At 74.4% G+C, this 16,742-nt stretch carries 13 protein-coding genes and 1 pseudogene; 9 read left to right on the top strand and 5 right to left on the bottom strand.

What is annotated here, in order from left to right; genetic code table 11:
- Nucleotides 1-82: 82 nt before the first annotated feature.
- Complete coding sequence (locus tag ABZU69_RS14750) at nucleotides 83-1,771, bottom strand: DEAD/DEAH box helicase (RefSeq protein WP_354964847.1); 1,689 nt, start codon at nucleotides 1,769-1,771, stop codon at nucleotides 83-85.
- A 316-nt stretch (nucleotides 1,772-2,087) separates the two neighbouring features.
- Here ABZU69_RS14750 and ABZU69_RS14745 point away from each other — a divergent pair, with 316 nt between their 5' ends.
- Nucleotides 2,088-2,738 (top strand): ferritin-like fold-containing protein, encoded by a 651-nt coding sequence (locus tag ABZU69_RS14745; RefSeq protein ID WP_354964846.1) that lies wholly within the window; start codon nucleotides 2,088-2,090, stop codon nucleotides 2,736-2,738.
- A 75-nt stretch (nucleotides 2,739-2,813) separates the two neighbouring features.
- On the opposite strand, the gene ABZU69_RS14740 is transcribed toward ABZU69_RS14745, so the two are convergent.
- Together ABZU69_RS14740 and ABZU69_RS14735 are read right to left on the bottom strand one after the other, a co-directional pair.
- Entirely contained in the window at nucleotides 2,814-3,041 is a 228-nt protein-coding gene (locus tag ABZU69_RS14740; protein WP_030329796.1) for a DUF3107 domain-containing protein, read from the bottom strand.
- A gap of 64 nt (nucleotides 3,042-3,105) precedes the next feature.
- Complete coding sequence (locus tag ABZU69_RS14735; RefSeq protein ID WP_354964845.1) at nucleotides 3,106-3,744, bottom strand: TetR/AcrR family transcriptional regulator; 639 nt, start codon at nucleotides 3,742-3,744, stop codon at nucleotides 3,106-3,108.
- 149 nt (nucleotides 3,745-3,893) lie between these two features.
- On the opposite strand from ABZU69_RS14735, the gene ABZU69_RS14730 reads away from it, so the two are divergent.
- The 6 genes and pseudogenes from ABZU69_RS14730 to ABZU69_RS14705 all read left to right on the top strand — a co-directional run bounded on the left by ABZU69_RS14730 (nucleotide 3,894) and on the right by ABZU69_RS14705 (nucleotide 12,474).
- Nucleotides 3,894-7,343: a hypothetical protein gene (locus ABZU69_RS14730; RefSeq protein WP_354964844.1), complete on the top strand. Its 3,450-nt coding sequence runs from the start codon at nucleotides 3,894-3,896 to the stop codon at nucleotides 7,341-7,343.
- 23 nt (nucleotides 7,344-7,366) lie between these two features.
- Nucleotides 7,367-8,341, top strand: coding sequence for an alpha/beta hydrolase (locus ABZU69_RS14725; RefSeq protein ID WP_354964843.1), 975 nt, complete (start codon nucleotides 7,367-7,369; stop codon nucleotides 8,339-8,341).
- A 5-nt stretch (nucleotides 8,342-8,346) separates the two neighbouring features.
- Nucleotides 8,347-9,207, top strand: coding sequence for a DUF3152 domain-containing protein (locus tag ABZU69_RS14720; RefSeq protein WP_354964842.1), 861 nt, complete (start codon nucleotides 8,347-8,349; stop codon nucleotides 9,205-9,207).
- Between the two features lie 101 nt (nucleotides 9,208-9,308).
- A complete protein-coding gene (locus ABZU69_RS14715; protein WP_354964841.1) occupies nucleotides 9,309-10,145 on the top strand; it encodes a DUF3152 domain-containing protein in 837 nt (278 codons plus the stop codon).
- Between the two features lie 56 nt (nucleotides 10,146-10,201).
- Nucleotides 10,202-11,450: pseudogene (moeZ, locus tag ABZU69_RS14710) on the top strand (adenylyltransferase/sulfurtransferase MoeZ).
- A gap of 139 nt (nucleotides 11,451-11,589) precedes the next feature.
- Nucleotides 11,590-12,474 (top strand): prenyltransferase/squalene oxidase repeat-containing protein, encoded by an 885-nt coding sequence (locus tag ABZU69_RS14705; protein WP_354964886.1) that lies wholly within the window; start codon nucleotides 11,590-11,592, stop codon nucleotides 12,472-12,474.
- Nucleotides 12,475-12,485: 11 nt separating this feature from the next.
- Here ABZU69_RS14705 and ABZU69_RS14700 read toward each other — a convergent pair whose 3' ends face one another.
- Both ABZU69_RS14700 and proB read right to left on the bottom strand, forming a co-directional pair.
- Nucleotides 12,486-13,727 (bottom strand): glutamate-5-semialdehyde dehydrogenase, encoded by a 1,242-nt coding sequence (locus tag ABZU69_RS14700; protein WP_354964840.1) that lies wholly within the window; start codon nucleotides 13,725-13,727, stop codon nucleotides 12,486-12,488.
- Nucleotides 13,728-13,791: 64 nt separating this feature from the next.
- A complete protein-coding gene (gene proB, locus ABZU69_RS14695) occupies nucleotides 13,792-14,949 on the bottom strand; it encodes a glutamate 5-kinase (protein ID WP_354964839.1) in 1,158 nt (385 codons plus the stop codon).
- A 13-nt stretch (nucleotides 14,950-14,962) separates the two neighbouring features.
- On the opposite strand from proB, the gene ABZU69_RS14690 reads away from it, so the two are divergent.
- Both ABZU69_RS14690 and ABZU69_RS14685 read left to right on the top strand, forming a co-directional pair.
- The gene (locus ABZU69_RS14690) at nucleotides 14,963-15,277 is read left to right on the top strand and encodes an MGMT family protein (protein ID WP_354964838.1); all 315 of its coding nucleotides are present in this window, start codon (nucleotides 14,963-14,965) and stop codon (nucleotides 15,275-15,277) included.
- 32 nt (nucleotides 15,278-15,309) lie between these two features.
- On the top strand, nucleotides 15,310-16,719 hold the full coding sequence (locus tag ABZU69_RS14685) for an MFS transporter (protein WP_354964837.1): 1,410 nt from the start codon (nucleotides 15,310-15,312) through the stop codon (nucleotides 16,717-16,719).
- The last annotated feature ends 23 nt before the right edge of the window (nucleotides 16,720-16,742 follow it).

Genomic DNA, 16,742 nt, shown 5'->3' with positions numbered 1-16,742 from the left:
CCATCTTCTGACGGTGGGGTGGGAAGGGAACATCCCCCGTACCGCGCGGGGCGGTGCGGGGGATGTCGGGTGTGGCTGTGCGTCAGTCCGCGGTCGCCTCGGCCGGCGTACCCGCGCCGGAACCGCCACCACGGCGACGGCGACGGCGACGCGGCTTCGACGGCTCACCGTCGGTCGCGGCCACCGGCTCGGCCGGGGTCGTGTCGGCGGAGATCACCGCAGTCGGCTCGCCCACGGCCGCCTCGCCGGCCCGGCGGCGACGCCGGCGGCGGGGGGTGCGGGTGCCCTCTTCGTCGACGGCGGCGTTGTCCGCGGGTGCGTCGGCGGCCGGCGTGCCGGCGTCGGTGCGGTCCCGACGGCCGTCGCTGCGACCGCGGCGCTCGCCCCGGCCGTCGCCACGGCTCTCGCCACGCCGGGAGCCCCGGCCGCCGCTGTCGCCACGCCGGGAGCGCGTGCCGCCCAGGTCTTCCTCGATCTCGGCGGACAGCCCGGCCCGGGTCCGCTCGGCGGTGGGCAGCGTGCCGGTGATCTCGGTGGAGATGTGCAGGTCGGTGTAGAGGTGCGGGGACGTGTGGTACGTCTCCGGCGGCTCCGGCATCTCCAGACCGAGGGTCTTGTCGATGATCCGCCAGCGGGGCATGTCGTCCCAGTCGACGAAGGTCACCGCGACACCGGTCGCCCCGGCCCGGCCGGTCCGGCCGATCCGGTGGGTGTAGGTGTCCTGGTCTTCCGGGCAGTCGTAGTTGATGACGTGGGTGACGCCGGTGACGTCGAGCCCGCGGGCCGCCACGTCGGTGGCGACCAGAATGTCGATCTTGCCGGCCCGGAACGCCCGCAGCGCCCGCTCGCGGGCACCCTGGCCGAGGTCACCGTGCACCGCGGCGACCGCGAAACCGCGGAAGTCGAGATCCTCGGCGACTCGGTCGGCGGCCCGCTTGGTGCGGGTGAAGATCATGGTCAGCCCGCGCCCCTCCGCCTGGAGGATGCGCGCCACCACCTCGACCTTGTTCATCGAGTGGGTGCGGTAGACCAGCTGCTGGGTCTGCGGGGACGGGCCGGTCTCGGCGGTGTGCCCGGCGTGGATCGTCATCGGCTGACGCAGGAAGCGCCGGGACAGGGTGACGATCGGGTCCGGCATGGTGGCCGAGAAGAGCATCGTCTGCCGGTCTTCCGGCAGCATCGCCAGGATCTTCTCGACGTCGTCGAGGAAGCCCAGGTCGAGCATCCGGTCGGCCTCGTCGAGGACGAGTGCGTGCACCCGGTCCAGACGCAGGTGCTTCTGCTTCTGCAGGTCCATCAGCCGGCCGGGGGTGCCGACCAGGATCTCCACGCCCTTGCGCAGCGCGTCGATCTGCGGCTCGTACGCCACGCCGCCGTAGATCGGCAGCACCCGGACGCCCCGCGTTCGGCCGGCGGCGGCCAGGTCCTTGGCGACCTGGATGCCCAGCTCGCGGGTGGGGACGACGACCAGCGCCTGCGGGACGCCGTCGCTGCCCTCGCCCGGCGCGAAGACCCGCTCCAGCAGCGGTACGCCGAAGCCGAGGGTCTTGCCGGTGCCGGTGGGCGCCTGACCGATCAGGTCGACGCCGCGCAGCGCGATCGGGATCGCGTACTCCTGGATCGCGAACGCGCGGGTGATGCCGGCCGCGGCCAGCGCCTCGACGGTCTCGTCGCGAGCGCCGAGTGCGGCGAAGGTGGGGGCCTCCGGTCGAACCGGGGCGGTGGGGGCCAGTTCCTGGCCGTCCATCAGATCTTGAGTCAATTCGCTCATGTGGATGTGGGGGTGCCCTCTCGTGGGTGCGCCCCGTCATGTCCTCAGGGCGCGTTCGGTATGACGCGGGCCACACGGTCGGGGGCGGACTGCCGAGCCGGACCGGGCCGCACGCGCGCCGCAGGCTGAGCTTCGATCAGATCGGCGCCCACGGCAACTGCTCTATGCTACCTGAACAGGCATACCCCCGTCCCGATTCCCGGCCGGGGTGAGTCCAGCCGGGGCAACCAGATGTGACCCGGGTCACAATGTTCGGGTGTGGGTCGTGCCACGCGCGGGGCACCCACGCCCCGACGACGAACGGTAACCTGCGCTCGTGTCCGCGCCGACCACCCCCGGTCCCGCCGTCGCCGACCTGCTGGGTCTGGTCGCCTTCGGTGAGCTGCTCGCCTTCGAGCGGATGGCCGGCGACGCCCGGCTCGCGCCCGATCTGCACCGCCGCGCCGCGCTGAGCGAGATGGCCGCCGCCGAGATCGCCAACTACCGCCGGCTCGCCGACCGGCTCACCGCGTTGGGCGTGCCGCCGGCGGACGCGATGGCGCCCTATCTGACGGCCCTGCAGGCGTACCACGACTCGACCGAGCCACGGGACTGGGCGGAGGTCGTGACCAAGGCGTACGTCGGTGACGCCATCACCGACGACTTCCTCCGCGAGATCGCCGACGCGTTGGACGAGCCCGACCGGGCGCTGGTGCTGGACGTGCTGCACGACTCCCGGTACGCGGAGTTCGCCGCCGCGGAGATCCGGGTGGCAGTCGCCGCCGACCCCCGGGTTGCCGGCCGACTCTCCATGTGGGCCCGGCGGCTGGTCGGCGAGGCGCTCTCCCAGGCCGGCCGCGTGGCCGCCGAGCGGGCCGCGCTCACCACGCTGATCGCGCAGGACGACCGGGTCGACGTGCCGGGGCTGTTCCGGCGGCTCACCGCAGCGCACACCGCGCGGATGGCCGCCGTCGGGCTGAACAACTGATCACCCGGGCCGCCGGGTGCGGTGCCGGCCCGCGGCAGGTGGGCCAACGCCGACCTGCCGCGATGGCCGAACCGGTCAGCGGACGGTGAAACCGACCGCCCGGGGCGACGCCTCGGCGATCTCGACGTAGGCGACCTTCTCGACCGGAACGATGACCCGCCGGCCCTTCTCGTCGGTCAGGGAGAGCGTGCCGCCGTTGCCGGCGAAGGCGTCGGTCACGATCTGCTCGATCTCGGCCGGCGACTGCGCGCTGTCCAGAACCAGCTCGCGCGGCGCGTACTGCACGCCGATCTTGACCTCCACTGTGCCTCCTCAACTGGGGCGAAAGAACCGCCCTGCGAAGGCTATCCGATCACGGGGGCGGTGGTCAGGCTGACTCACCTTGCAGCGGGAAGCTCGCGATGCCCCGCCAGGACAACGCCGCCACCAACGCCTCGGCCTCGGCCTTCGGCACCTGTCGACCGCCGGCCAGCCAGAACTGCGCGGCCGTCTCCGCCGCGCCGACCAGCCCGGAGGCCAGCAGCTCGGCGTGCGCCCGGCTCACGCCGGTGTCCGAGATGATGGTGTCGGTGATCGCCGCGATGCAGCCCTGCTCGACCCGCTCGACCCGCTGCCGCACCGCCGGATCGTTGCGCAGGTCCGACTCGAAGACGAGGCGGAACGCCTCGCTCTCGTGGTCGACGAAGTCGAAGTATGCCCGCACCGACGCGCTGACCCGCTCCTTGTTGTCGCTGGTACCGCGCATCGCGTCGTGCACCTTTGCGACGATGGCGTCACAGTGCGTGTCCAGCAGGGCCAGGTAGAGCTCCATCTTTCCCGGGAAGTGCTGATAGAGCACCGGCTTGGAGACCCCCGCCCGCTCGGCGATGTCGTCCATCGCCGCGGCGTGGTAACCCTGCGCGACGAACACCTCCTGCGCCGCCGCGAGCAGCTGCTTACGGCGCGCTGAACGGGGCAGGCGGGTGGGCCGGCCGGCGGTCTGTGCACCGTTCCCCACAGCGGTCATGGGATCCTCCGAGTTCTCCGTACGAGCCGGCATTTTCCCCCCAGACCGGGCGTGGCCCGTGACCCCCGTCGTGGAAATGGCCCGCCGCTGTAACTTATCGCCACTGTCACCACACGGTAGCCTCAGCGAGGGCGACCAAGGAGCGCGCGGTGAGTGAAACAGGGCAACCCGGAGCCGCCACCCCGGGAGAGCACGGTGACGGAGCGGGTCAGCACGACGACCCGGGCCGTTCCGGCAGCGGGTGGGCGCCCCCGGCGGGCGGATGGTCCCGGGCCGCCGAGCGCGAGGACGCCCGGAAACAGGCGGCCCGCTGGCAGCCCGATGCCGCGTCCGGTTGGCGTACGTCCTCCACCCGGCACGGCGACCTGCCAGCATCCCTGCCCGGTGCCACCGACCCACCGGCCCGGGTCAACGGCCACCACGCCAACGGCGTCCGCCACGCGGGTGCCGAAGCCAACGGCGTCCACCACCCCGGTGCCGAAACGCCGGCTGGCCGCCCGGCGCCGGTGAGCGCGCCGCCCGGGTCGACCGCCGAGGACCGGCGCGACCAGGCCAGCGACCGCCTGGTGGTGCCCGCCCAGCGCCCGGCACCGCCGCAGGAACAGGGGCCTGGCGAGCCTGACAGCGGCCCGGCCCGACACTCCACCGTCGATCCTGCCGCCGGCCAGAGCGCCCGCTGGGCCGACCCCGGTATGCCCACCTCGGCGCCCCCCGGCGTCCAGGTGCCACCCGTCGGCACCGCCGCCTCGGGCTTCGAGGTCCCGCCCGGTTTCCACGCACCCACCGCCGAGCGGCCGTCCGCCGACGAACCGCCAGCCGCGCCGCGCGGCTGGCGCGACCCGCTCGCGCCGCAGGCATCGAGTGAGCCGAGGCGCATCCCCGACCGGGCCGCCGGGCACGCCGACGATTCCGAGTCGGGCCGCGCCGCCGAAGGCCCCGTGCCCGGGGACACGCCCCGGGCAGGGGAGTCGCCGGCGATCGAGCCGGACTGGTCCGGGCCGAGCTGGAATCGCCCGAGCTGGGGCAGCGGCTGGGCGCCGCCCTGGTCCCGACAGGATGGCGAGCCCGCCGCACGCTCGACACCGGACGAGCCCGCGCCGGGTTGGGTCGCCGACCCGAACGTGCCGTACGAGCCGGCACGCGTCGAGCCGACCCGCCCGTACGACCCGGTACGCGCCGATCCGCCGCGCGGGTACGACGTCGCCCGCGACGAACCTGAGCCCGGGGCATCGACCGAGCCGGCTGCGGCGGCTGGTGCCGCTGTGCCGGGCGAGGGTCCCTCCTGGGCCGGTGGACGACCGGCACTGAGCCCCACCGGCACACCGCCGGAGCCGTCCCGGGCCGAGCCGGCGGATCGCCCCTCCTGGGCCGGCGGTCGCCCCGCCCCGACCAGCGGCCCACCCGCCGACCGGCCCTCCTGGGCCAGTTCCGCGCCGACCAGCGCCCCCCGGGTCGAGCCGACCAGCGCCCCGCGGGCCGACCGGCCCTCCCCGGCCGGTGGATCGGACCCGGCGCCCACCAGCGGCCCGCCGTCGCGTCCGTCCTGGGCCGGTCCGGCCCCGACCAGCGCTCCGCCCGCCGTCCGGCCCTCCCCGGCCGGTGGATCGGACCCGGCGCCCACCAGTGCCCCGCCGTCGCGTCCGTCCTGGGCCGGTCCGGCCCCGACCAGCGCTCCGCCCGCCGTCCGGCCCTCCTGGGCCGGTGGACCGGAGCCGTCGCCGACCAGCGCTCCGCCATCGCGTCCGTCCTGGGCCGGCGAATCGACGCCCAGTAGCGCACCCACGGGCGACCGGCCGTCCTGGTCCGGCCCGGCGCCGACCGACCCGCCGCTGCCGACCGAGGCTCCTCCGGCGCCGGCCGGAGCACCTCCGGCGCTGTCCGACGCACCCCCGGAACCGACCGGTCCGGCGCTCGTGGCGGAGCGGCCCTCCTGGACCGGCCGGTCGCCGGCCACTCCGGCGGGCGAGCCGCGGACCGAGCGGGCCGACTGGTCCGAGGGACGCCTCCCCGCGGCCCCGGCCGAGCGCCCGTCCTGGCCGGCCAGTCGGTCCGCGAGCACGCCCCGTGCGAGCGACGTGGGGGAGCCGTCCGGCCCGCTCCGGCCCGAAACCCGATCGACCGCGCCGTTCCGGTTCCGGCCGGAGACCCCCGAGCCGCCCCGCGCGGCTCCGGCGGCCACCGGCCCGTCACCCGCTGCCAACGCGCCGACCCCGGCCGGTGCCGTCCCGGCCCCCTCGACGAGCGGGTCCGGGCGCAGCGACCGGCCCTCACCCGCGCCCGCCCCGACGAGCGCACCTCCCTACGCGGCTCGCCGATCCGCGCCCGATCCCGCGTCGCCGGTCGACCCGGCCGACGGCGCTCGGCTGCCGGACCAGACGTCGGCGGTGCTGCCGCAGCGCGTCCCTGCGGAACCGGACGTGCCCGTCGTGCCGGAGCCGCCAGCCGTGGAGCCACCCGCCGAAACCCCGGAACTCGCCCGTATCGCCACCCACCTACGTCGCGACGACGAGCCCGCGCCCCTGCGGGAGCGCCCCGAGGGGTTCGACGTCAACGCCATCCTGGACGCCGTCCGGGAGGTCGCCGGCGTGCGGGACGCGGCCCTGCGCCGTACCCCGGCGGGAGCGCACAGTCTCCGCCTCGACCTGGCCGACGGCGCCGACCCGGCCGAGGTGAGCCGGCAGGTGGCGCGGCTGCTCCAGGAGCGGATGGGGTTGGCCGCCGCCCCGCAGAACCTGCCTGGCCTGCCCAGCACGCCGGCTCCGCCGGTCCGCCGCCGGGCGGCCGAGCCCCGCTCCGCTGAGCCCCGGCAGGCTGTGCCCCGGCAAGCCGAGCCCCGGCAAGCCGAGCCCCGGTCCGCCGAGCGGCGTTCTCCAGAGCCCCGGTCCGACGAGCCGCGCGACGCCGCTGCGGAACCGCGTACCGGCGAGGTGCGGGCCACCGGATCGGTTGCGCCCGGTCGGGTCGAGGCCACGCCGGCGAGCCCTGAACAGCAGGTGGGAGCGGACGGCTCGCGCCGTCGCCGGGCGATCGCCCCGCACCGGGGCCGCGCCACGGTGGAGGAGCCGGGGTCGGTCTCGGCCGCGCCGGCCGGTGCGGCCACCGGCAGTCCCGCGACGCTCGGCACGTCGTACTCCGGTGGTCAGGTGACCACCACGGAGTCGGCGCCGTCCCGGCCGCTGGAGACGGGCGGCACGCCGGGGCCGCGGGTGGTGATCGACCACGTGCAGGTCAGCACCTTCGGCCTGGACGCCAACGTGGAGGTCCGGCTGCTGGCCGGCGGTGAGAGCGCCGCCGGTTACGCCACAGGCCCGGCGGTGGACGGCTACGTCCTGCGGCTCTGCGCGGTGGCCGCGGCCGCCGCCGTGGACGAGTTGCTGCGCGGCGCGGAGAACGCCGAGCGGGGGCGCTGCTTCGTGGAGCACGCGGCGGTGGTGCCGTTCGGCAACTGCGAGGTGGCCACCGTGGTGGTGCTGCTGGTGTGCGAGGGCTGGGTCGAGCAGCTCGCCGGTTCGGCCCTGGTCGCCGGCGATCCGAGACAGGCGGTGGTCCGGGCGACGCTGGCAGCGGTGAACCGTCGCCTGGAGGCGCTGCTGTCCTGAGTGGTCCGGGGCAGACTGGAACGATGAAGCCCGCCACTCTCTGGCCGGACCATTTCCTTCCCGAGGCCCGTGTCCCGCCGCCGTGGCCGGGTCGGGCGGTCCGCCTCGACGGCTCGGTCACGTACGTACGGGACACCCCGGCCACCGCCGCCGGCGCGGAGCCGGCGTTGTACGTGCACGGCCTGGGCGGCTCATCGCAGAACTGGACCGACCTGGCCGGCCTGCTCGCCGATCGTCTGGACGGCCAGGCCATCGACCTGCCCGGCTTCGGCCGCAGCGAGCCGGGCCGCCGCTACACCGTGCCGGCCTTCGCTGATCTGGTCGTCCGCTGGATCGAGCACTCCGGTCGGGGTCCGGTGCACCTGTTCGGCAACTCGCTGGGCGGTGCGGTCGTGGTTCAGGTGGCCGGGCTCCAGCCCGACCTGGTGCGCACCCTCACGCTGATCTCTCCGGCGCTGCCGTTCCTGGACTTCCGTCGCTCGTTGCAGGGGCGCCTGCTGCCGGTGCTGGCCGTTCCCGGGGGTGAACGGTTGGTCGCCCGGCGGCTCACCCAGCTCGCCCCGGAGGTGATGGCCGAGCAGGTGTTGGAGGCGTGTGTCGCCGACCTCAGCCGGATCTGCGCGCAGCGCCGCGCCGAGGCGCTGGAGGAGATCCGGGTGCGCTACGAGGCGGAGCACTACGCGGCCGCGTACGTCCGGACGTTCCGCGGGCTGGTCTCCAGCTTCCTGCGGGCGTACCTGCCGGGGTCGGGCTCGCTGTGGCGGCTTGCCCGGGCGGTGCGCGCGCCGACCCTGGTGGTGGGCGGTCGGCAGGATCGGCTCGTCGACGTGCGGGTCGCGCCGCAGACCGCCCGGGCCATCCCGGACAGCCGGCTGCTGATGCTCGACGGCGTCGGCCACGTGGCGCAGATGGAGGTGCCTCGGCTGGTCGCTCGGGCGGTGGTCGGCCTCCTCGCCGAAACGGAGGAGACCGCCACGCGGCCTGATCTGGCAGGCTGAGCCGGATGCGCACGTCCTCCCGCCGCCCTGGTCGCCGTCACCGACAACTCGCACTGCTCGCCCAGCTGGTCGCGGTCGTGCTGGCCGTCGGCGCGGTGGTGACGGTGGTCGCCGAAGGGCCGGGCGGGCATCCTGGCGCCGACCGGCTGGCCGCCGACGAGATCACCGGGCCGCCACCGCTGGTGGCCGCACCGTTGCCGCCGTCGGCCGACCCGTCGCCGTCCGGGTCGCCGGTCGCCCCGTCGAGTGCACCCCCGGTGCTGCGGCTGTCCGGGGCGGTGCCGACCGCCGGCACCGGTCGGTTCGGCTACGACGACCGCACCGGGCCGTTGCTGGGCCGCGCGGGTGAGCTGCGGCGCTACCGGGTGGCGGTCGAGTCGGGCAGTGGGGAGGACCCGGTCGCGTTCGGGCAGGCGGTCCAGACGGCACTCGCCGGGCCGGGGAGCTGGGTCGACAGCGGCCGGCTGAGGTTGCAGCAGGTGCCCGGGGGCGCGGCCCGTGACTTCACCGTCTACCTGGCCACCGCTCGCACGGCGGGCCGGATGTGCGCCGACGGTGGAGTGGACATCCGGGTCGGCGGCCGGCCGTATACCTCGTGCCGCGCGCCCGGCAAAGTGGTCATCAATCTGGACCGGTGGCGGCTGTCCGTGCCGCACTTCGTCACGGCCCGCGTGCCGCCGGCGGTCTATCGGACGTACGTGGTCAACCACGAGGTGGGCCACCAGCTCGGGCACCGGCACGAGCGCTGCCCGGGCGCCGGTCGACCGGCTCCGGTGATGATGCAGCAGACCCTCTTCCTGAACGGGTGCCGGGTCAATCCGTGGCCGTACCTCGAGGGTCGCCGCTACGCCGGCCCCGCGCTCTGACCGCCTGGTCCGACACGCCGAACCATCGCGACCATCAGGCGTATTGCGTTAATCGCGGCAAAGGCGGGGAAATGCCCGAATAATCTGGCAGGCTCGAGTTCATGACGCCGTCGTCCCCTTACGGCCCGCCTCGGCCGCCCGGCCCGTCCGGCCGGTCGGAGTACCGGGCCCCGGACGCACGGCCCGCGCTGGTCCGGATGCTCCGACGACGCCGTCGCAGCCTGGTGCTCGGCCTGCTCCTGCTCGCCGTCGCCGCCGCCGGAGTGACGTTGACCCGGGGCGGCGAGCCGCCGGCCGGGCCGCCACCCGTCACCCATGGCCGGATGGGTCATGGCGGTGGGGTGGGCGCGCACCCGGCACCAACCAGCTACCCGTCCGTCGGCGCGGGCCGCTTCACCTCCGCCGACGCTGAGACCGCGGTGCACGGCGAAGACGGGCCGCTGCGCCGTTACCGGGTCGCGGTCGAACGCGGCACCGGCCAGGACGCCGACGCCTTCGCCGACACGGTGGACGAGGTGCTTGCCGACCCCCGTAGCTGGATCGCCTCCGACGAGCTGCGGGTGCAGCGGGTCGCCGACGCCGGTGCCGCCGACTTCACCATCTACCTGGCCACCCCGGTCACGTCGGAGCGGATGTGCGCCGAGGGTGGGCTGACCACCGAGCGCTACACCTCCTGCCGCCTCCCCGGTCAGGTCATCATCAACCTGGCGCGCTGGCTGGAGGCGGTGCCGGACTACGGCGCCCCGCTGGAGACGTACCGGACGTACGTGATCAACCACGAGGTCGGCCACGAGCTCGGCGAGGAGCACGAGGCCTGTCCGGGCCCCGGCGAGCCCGCGCCGGTGATGCAGCAGCAGACGTACGGCCTGGAGGGCTGCGTCGCCAACGCCTGGCCCTACGTCGACGGTCGTCGTTACGCGGGGGACATCGTCCCCTGATCGACCCGGTCGTCGGTTATTCCCGCTCCCGCATCGCGGGCCACGTGTCCTCCCTCATGGCCGAGCATCGGGCCGGCGAGCGACAATGGCGCGGTTCACACCGCCGATCCCGGGGAGTCCACCGTGTCGTTGCCCCCGCTCGTCGAGCCCGCCGCCGAGCTGACCGTTGACGAGATCCGCCGCTACTCCCGCCACCTGATCATTCCGGACGTCGGGGTGACCGGGCAGAAGCGGTTGAAGAACGCCCGGGTGCTCTGTGTCGGCGCCGGTGGCCTCGGGTCGCCCGCCCTGCTGTACCTCGCCGCGGCCGGGGTCGGCACGCTCGGCATCATCGACTTCGACACCGTCGACGAGTCCAACCTCCAGCGCCAGGTCATCCACGGCGTGTCCGACGTCGGCCGGTCCAAGGCCGAGTCCGCCGCCGCGTCGATCCGCGAGATCAACCCGCTGGTCAACGTGGAGATCCACAACACCGCGCTGGACCGGGACAACGTCCGCGAGATCTTCGCCCAGTACGACCTGATCGTCGACGGCACCGACAACTTCGCCACCCGGTACATGGTCAACGACGCGGCGGTGCTGCTCGGCAAGCCGTACGTCTGGGGCTCGATCTACCGTTTCGACGGCCAGGCGTCGGTGTTCTGGGCCGAGCATGGCCCCTGCTACCGGTGCCTCTACCCGGAGCCGCCGCCGCCCGGCATGGTTCCGTCCTGCGCCGAGGGTGGCGTGCTCGGTGTCCTCTGCGCGTCGATCGGCTCGATCCAGGTGAACGAGGCGATCAAGCTGCTCACCGGCATCGGCGAGCCGCTGGTCGGCCGGCTGATGGTCTACGACGCGCTGGAGATGGAATACCGCAAGATCAAGGTTCGCAAGGACCCGAACTGCGCGCTCTGCGGCGAGAACCCGACGGTCACCGGCCTGCTGGAGGACTACGAGGACTTCTGCGGCGCGGTCTCCGACGAGGCACAGGAGGCGACGGTCGACTCGACCATCACCGCGCTGGAGCTCAAGGAGTGGCAGGACGCCGGCAAGGACATCTTCCTGGTCGACGTCCGGGAGCCGGCCGAGTACGAGATCGTCCGGATCCCCGGCGCCACCCTGATCCCCAAGGGCGACATCATCTCCGGTGAGGCGCTGGCCCAGCTGCCGCAGGACCGGCAGATCGTGCTGCACTGCAAGTCCGGCGTCCGCTCGGCGGAGGCGCTCGCCGCGCTCAAGGCGGCCGGGTTCCGCGATGCCGTGCACGTGCAGGGCGGCGTGCTCTCCTGGATCAAGCAGATCGACCCCGCGCTGCCCGCGTACTGACCGGCCCGAGCCGGGGTGGCCGACACCGCCGCCCCGGCTCCCGCACGGGAGTGCCGGGCCCGCCGGCCGGGATGCGCCGGCGAATCGACGCAGGCGGCTCCAAGCGGCCCTTTGCCCGGAGCGACGCAGCCATTCCCGGCTGGCCGATTCCCCGAGGCGGTATCGCGTCTGCGCAGGTAGCGTCTCCGCCGTGGTCGACTTGGATGCCGCGATCGGGTTCGTCGTGGCGCACGGGGACGCGGTGGAGCGTGCCCGACTCTCCTGGCTGCGCAACGGCACGCCGGTGCCCGACGAGCTGCTGGAGACGGCCGAGATCGGCCAGGCACCCGACGGCGGCTGGCCGGCGACCTGGGGCGGCGAGATCGCGTCGATCGACGCCACCTGCTTCCGGCTCGCCGAGCTGGACGACCTGGGCGCGCTCGGTCGTCCCGCCGCCCGCCGGGCACTGGACTGGCTGGCCTCCCGTCAGCAGGCCGACGGTGGCTGGGACGAGGACCCGACGCTGGCCGGCTCGGCTCCGGAGTGGGCCCGCCCCGGCGATCCGGAGGCAGGGCTTTTCCTCACCGCCAACGCCGGCTTCTGGCTCACCGTGGCCGGCCTGGACGCCCGTGCCGCGGGTCCGCTCGATCATCGGGTCGGAGGGGCGTACGCGGGGGTGGTGCAGGCGGCCGCCCACTCGCTCGCCGTGCGGCTGCGCCCGGACGGCAGTTGGCCGTCCTTCCTCGCCGCCGGCTGGCTGAGCGCGGCCGTGCTGCACCGCCAGGACATGTTCCAGGAGTCCGCGCGGATCCAGGTGGTGCTCGCCGAGCGGATGCCCAAGATGTCCCCGGGGGACGTGGCCTGGCTGGCGGCCACGCTGCGCCGGGTCGGCATCGACCCGCAGGACTGGATCATGGTCCGGGCCCTGCGCCGCCTGGCCGAGACCCAGCGCAGCGACGGTGGCTGGGAGAGCGACGACGGGCACCAGTTCGACGTGCACTCCACGCTGTCCGCCATCCGGGCCTGCCGGCCGGCGACCAGCTGAGGCCCTCGGCTCTAGCGCAGGTGCCCGTTCCCGGTGACCACGTACTTGGTGCTGGTCAGCTCGGGCAGGCCCATCGGACCCCGGGCGTGCAGCTTCTGCGTCGAGATGCCGATCTCCGCGCCGAATCCGAACTCGCCCCCGTCCGTGAACCGGGTCGAGGCGTTCACCATCACCGCCGCCGCGTCCACCCGGGCGACAAACTCCCGGGCCGCGCTCGCCGAGTCGGTGAGAATCGCCTCGGTGTGCCCGGTGCCGTACCGCCGGATGTGCGCGACCGCCGCGTCGAGCGAGTCGACGACCGTGACGGAGATGTCCGCTGAGAGGTATTCGGTGGCGTAGTCCTCCTCGGTGGCCGGGACCACGGCGGCGGAATGTTCGGCCACCTCGGGCGAGCCGTGCACGGTCACCCCGGCCTCGGCGAACGCGGCAAGCATCGGCGGCAGGAACGCGTCGGCGACGCCCGCGTGCACCAGCAGCGACTCGGCGGTGTTGCAGGTGGAGAGGCGCTGGGTCTTCGCGTTCAGCGTCACCGCCACGGCCTGCGCCACGTCCGCTGCGGCGTCCACGTAGACGTGGCAGTTGCCCACCCCCGTCTCGATGACCGGCACGGTGGACTCTTCGACCACGGTGCGGATCAGCGACGCGCCGCCGCGCGGGATCAGCACGTCGACCAGCCCCCGGGCGCGCATCAGCTCCTTGACCGACTCCCGGGAGCTGGCGTCGAGCAGCTGCACCGCGTCGGCCGGCAGCCCGGCCCCGGCGACCGCGTCGCGCAGCACCGCGACGAGCGCGGCGTTGGAGTGCGCGGCCGACGACGACCCGCGCAGCAGCGCCGCGTTGCCGGACTTCAGGCAGATCCCGGCCGCGTCCACGGTCACGTTGGGGCGTGCCTCGTAGATGATCCCGACCACCCCGAACGGCACCCGGATCTGGCGCAGCTCCAGCCCGTTGGGCAGGGTCGAGCCGCGGACCACCTCGCCGACCGGGTCGGGCAGCGCGGCCATCTGGTGCAGCGCGTCGGCGATGCCGGCCACCCTGCCCGCGTCGAGGGCGAGCCGGTCCAGCACGGCCGCGCTCAGCCCGGCCTCCCGGCCGGCCGCCAGGTCCGTCGCGTTCGCGGCCAGGATCTCCGGGGTACGCGCCACCAGCGCGTCGGCCATCGCGGCCAGCGCGGCGTCCTTGGCGGTACGCGTCGCCACGGCCAGCGTCTCCGCCGCCGCCCGTGCCCGCCGGGCCTGCTCGCTCACGCTCATCGGTCACTCCTCGCGTTAGGAAGGGCCCCTTGTACAACGCCAGGCGTTAACAAGGTGCCCTTGCTTACAGCAGGACGAGGTCGTCGCGGTGGACGACCTCCCGCTCGTACGCCGGGCCGAGCGCCGCGGCGAGTTCGGAGGTGGAGCGACCGAGCAGCCCGGGCAGCTCCACCGCGTCGTAGTTGACCAGCCCGCGCGCGACCGGCGCGCCGCCGGCGTCCACCAGGTCGACCGGGTCCCCGGCGGTGAACGTCCCGTCCACCGCGGTGATGCCGGCGGGCAGCAGCGACTTGCGCCGCCCGACGACGGCGGCCACCGCGCCCGGGTCGAGGTGCAGCCGTCCCCGTGGGGAGGTGGCGTGGGCCAGCCAGAACAGTCGTGCCGCCGGGCGCTGCCGCTGCGGGTGGAACAGCGTGCCGACCGGCTCGCCGGCCAGCGCAGGCGCGGCCAGGTCGGCGCCGGTGAGCACCACCGGGATGCCGAAGCCGGTGGCGATCCGGGCCGCCTCGACCTTGGTCACCATGCCGCCGGTGCCGACCCCGGATCGCCCGGCCCCGCCGATGGTGATCCCGGCGAGGTCCTTCTCGTCGCGGACCTCGGTGATCCGGGTGGAGTGCGGCCGGGTCGGGTCACCGGTCCAGAGCGCGTCCACGTCGGAGAGCAGCACCAGCAGGTCGGCGTGCACGAGCGCGGCCACCAGGGCGGCCAGCCGGTCGTTGTCGCCGAACCGGATCTCCTCGGTGGCCACCGTGTCGTTCTCGTTGACGATCGGCACCGCGTGCAGGTCGAGCAGCTTGCGCAGGGTGCGGTACGCGTTGCGGTAGTGCGCCCGTCGGGTCACGTCGTCGACGGTGAGCAGCACCTGCCCGACGGTCAGGCCGTGCCGGGCGAAGGCCGCCGCGTACCGGCCGATCAGCAGGCCCTGGCCGACGCTGGCGGCGGCCTGCTGGGTGGCCAGGTCACGCGGGCGTCGGGTCAGCCCGAGTGGGGCCAGGCCGGCGGCGATCGCGCCCGAGGAGACGAGCACCACCTCGCGCCCCTCAGTGGCGAGCCGACCGAGGGTGTCGACCAGCGCGTCGACCCGCTCGTCGGCCAGCCCGCCGGTGGCGGTGGTCAACGAGGAGGATCCGATCTTGACGACGACCCGTCGGGCCGCCGTGACTGCGTCGCGCACCCGCCCATTCTGCGTGGTCGGTGCGGCGGGGCCCGGTTGCGTTCCCATATCGTGGCGGACTGTGACACCTGACGAGTACGTCGAGGCGGTCCTCGACCTGGTCGAGCGGATTCCGGAGGGCCGGGTGATGTCGTACGGCGGGGTCGCCGACGCGCTCGCCGAGCGCTCCGGCCGCACCTCGGCCCGGCTGGTGGGCAGCATCATGGCCCGACACGGCGGCTCGGTGCCCTGGCACCGGGTGGTCACCTCCGCGGGCCGGCTGCCCCCGGGGCACGAGCGGGAGGCGCGGGCCCGACTGCGCGCCGAGGGGGCACCACTGCGCGGTGCGGGAGTGGACATCCGGGTGGCGGCTTGGTCGCCGGAGGAGGGGATGTGACCTCCGCCATAACGTGAGTAACATTCGGCCCCATGAACCCGCCGCCGGGTGATGCCGGCTCACCAGCCGCCGGCCCGTTGCCCCGGCCGGTGCACGCCGGATACGCGCTCGGCTCCCTGGCCACCGGCGCGTTCGGCACCGTCCCCGGGCTCCTGCTGCTGCCGTATCTGACCGACACACTCGGGGTGGCCGCCGGGGTGGCCGCCCTGCTGGTGCTGCTACCCAAGGCATGGGACGTGCTGGTCAACCCGGTCGCCGGGCGGATCTCCGACCGCACCCGGTCCCGCTGGGGCGCCCGCCGCCCATACCTGCTCATCGCCGGCCTCGCGCTCGCCGTGCTCTTCGCGGCCATCTTCGCCGCGCCCTTCGACGGTGGTCCCGCCGCGGCGGCGTACGTGGCGTTCGCCTTCCTCGCCACCGCCACCGCATTCGCCTTCTTCCAGGTGCCGTACGTGGCGATGCCGGCCGAGTTGACCGACGACTACACCGAGCGCACGCGGTTGATGACTTGGCGGATCGCCGTGCTGGCGCTGGCCATCCTGGTCTCCGGCGCGGTCGCCCCGCTGGTGGTGACAGCCGGCGGCGACGGTGTGCCCGGGCACCGGTGGATGGGGTTGTTCGTGGCGGTGCTGATCGCCCTCGGCGCCGTCGGCGCGTTCCTCGGCACCCGGTCCGCGCCGACCGGCACGGTGGGCGGCAGCGAGCCCACACTCCGCGCCCAGCTCGCCGTCGCCGGTGCCAACCGGCCGTTCCGGGCGCTGCTGATCTGCTTCGTGGTGCAGTCCGCCGGGGTGGCGACCATCCTGGCCGGGGTCAACTACTTCGCCGGGCAGATCCTGCGCGACGAGCAGAGCGGACCGACGTTGCTCTTCGTCTGCTTCGTCGGACCGGCGCTGCTGGTGATGCCGGTCTGGACCCGGGTCGGCGCCCGGCTGGGCAAACGGGCCGCCCTGGCCGCCGCCGCGCTGATCCTCGCCGCCGGTGCGCTCGCCCTGGTCGCCGCGCCGGTGCTGCCGGCGGTCGCGGTCTACCTGCTGGTCGCGGTGATCGGCGTCGGGTACGCCGGGCAGCAGGTGTTCGCACTGGCCATGCTGCCGGACTGCATCGCGTACGACACCGCGCGCATCGGCCGGCGGCAGGCGGGCGTGTTCACCGGGATCTGGACCGCCGGGGAGACCTTCGGCCTGGCCCTCGGCCCGGGCATCTACGGTCTGGTGCTCCAGCTCTCCGGCTACGTCTCCTCCGACACCGGCACCGCCGCCGCGCAGTCCGACCTCGCCCGCCTCGGCGTCCTGCTCGGCTTCACCGTTCTGCCCGCCCTCCTGGTGGGCCCGCCGGTCCTCCTGCTCCCCCGCTACACCCTGACTCCCGCCGTCCTGGCCGCCGCCACGCACCACCAGAGCGTCGATCATGGAGTTGTGGTGGGGGACGAAAACCGCTGACCATCACGAGAAGGGCACCACGA

The sequence above is a fragment of the Micromonospora sp. NPDC005206 genome, assembly GCF_040608175.1.
GTDB lineage: Bacteria > Actinomycetota > Actinomycetes > Mycobacteriales > Micromonosporaceae > Micromonospora.
The sequence above is the reverse complement of the archived record's forward strand: the minus strand, read 5'-3'. Positions and strand labels throughout refer to the sequence as shown.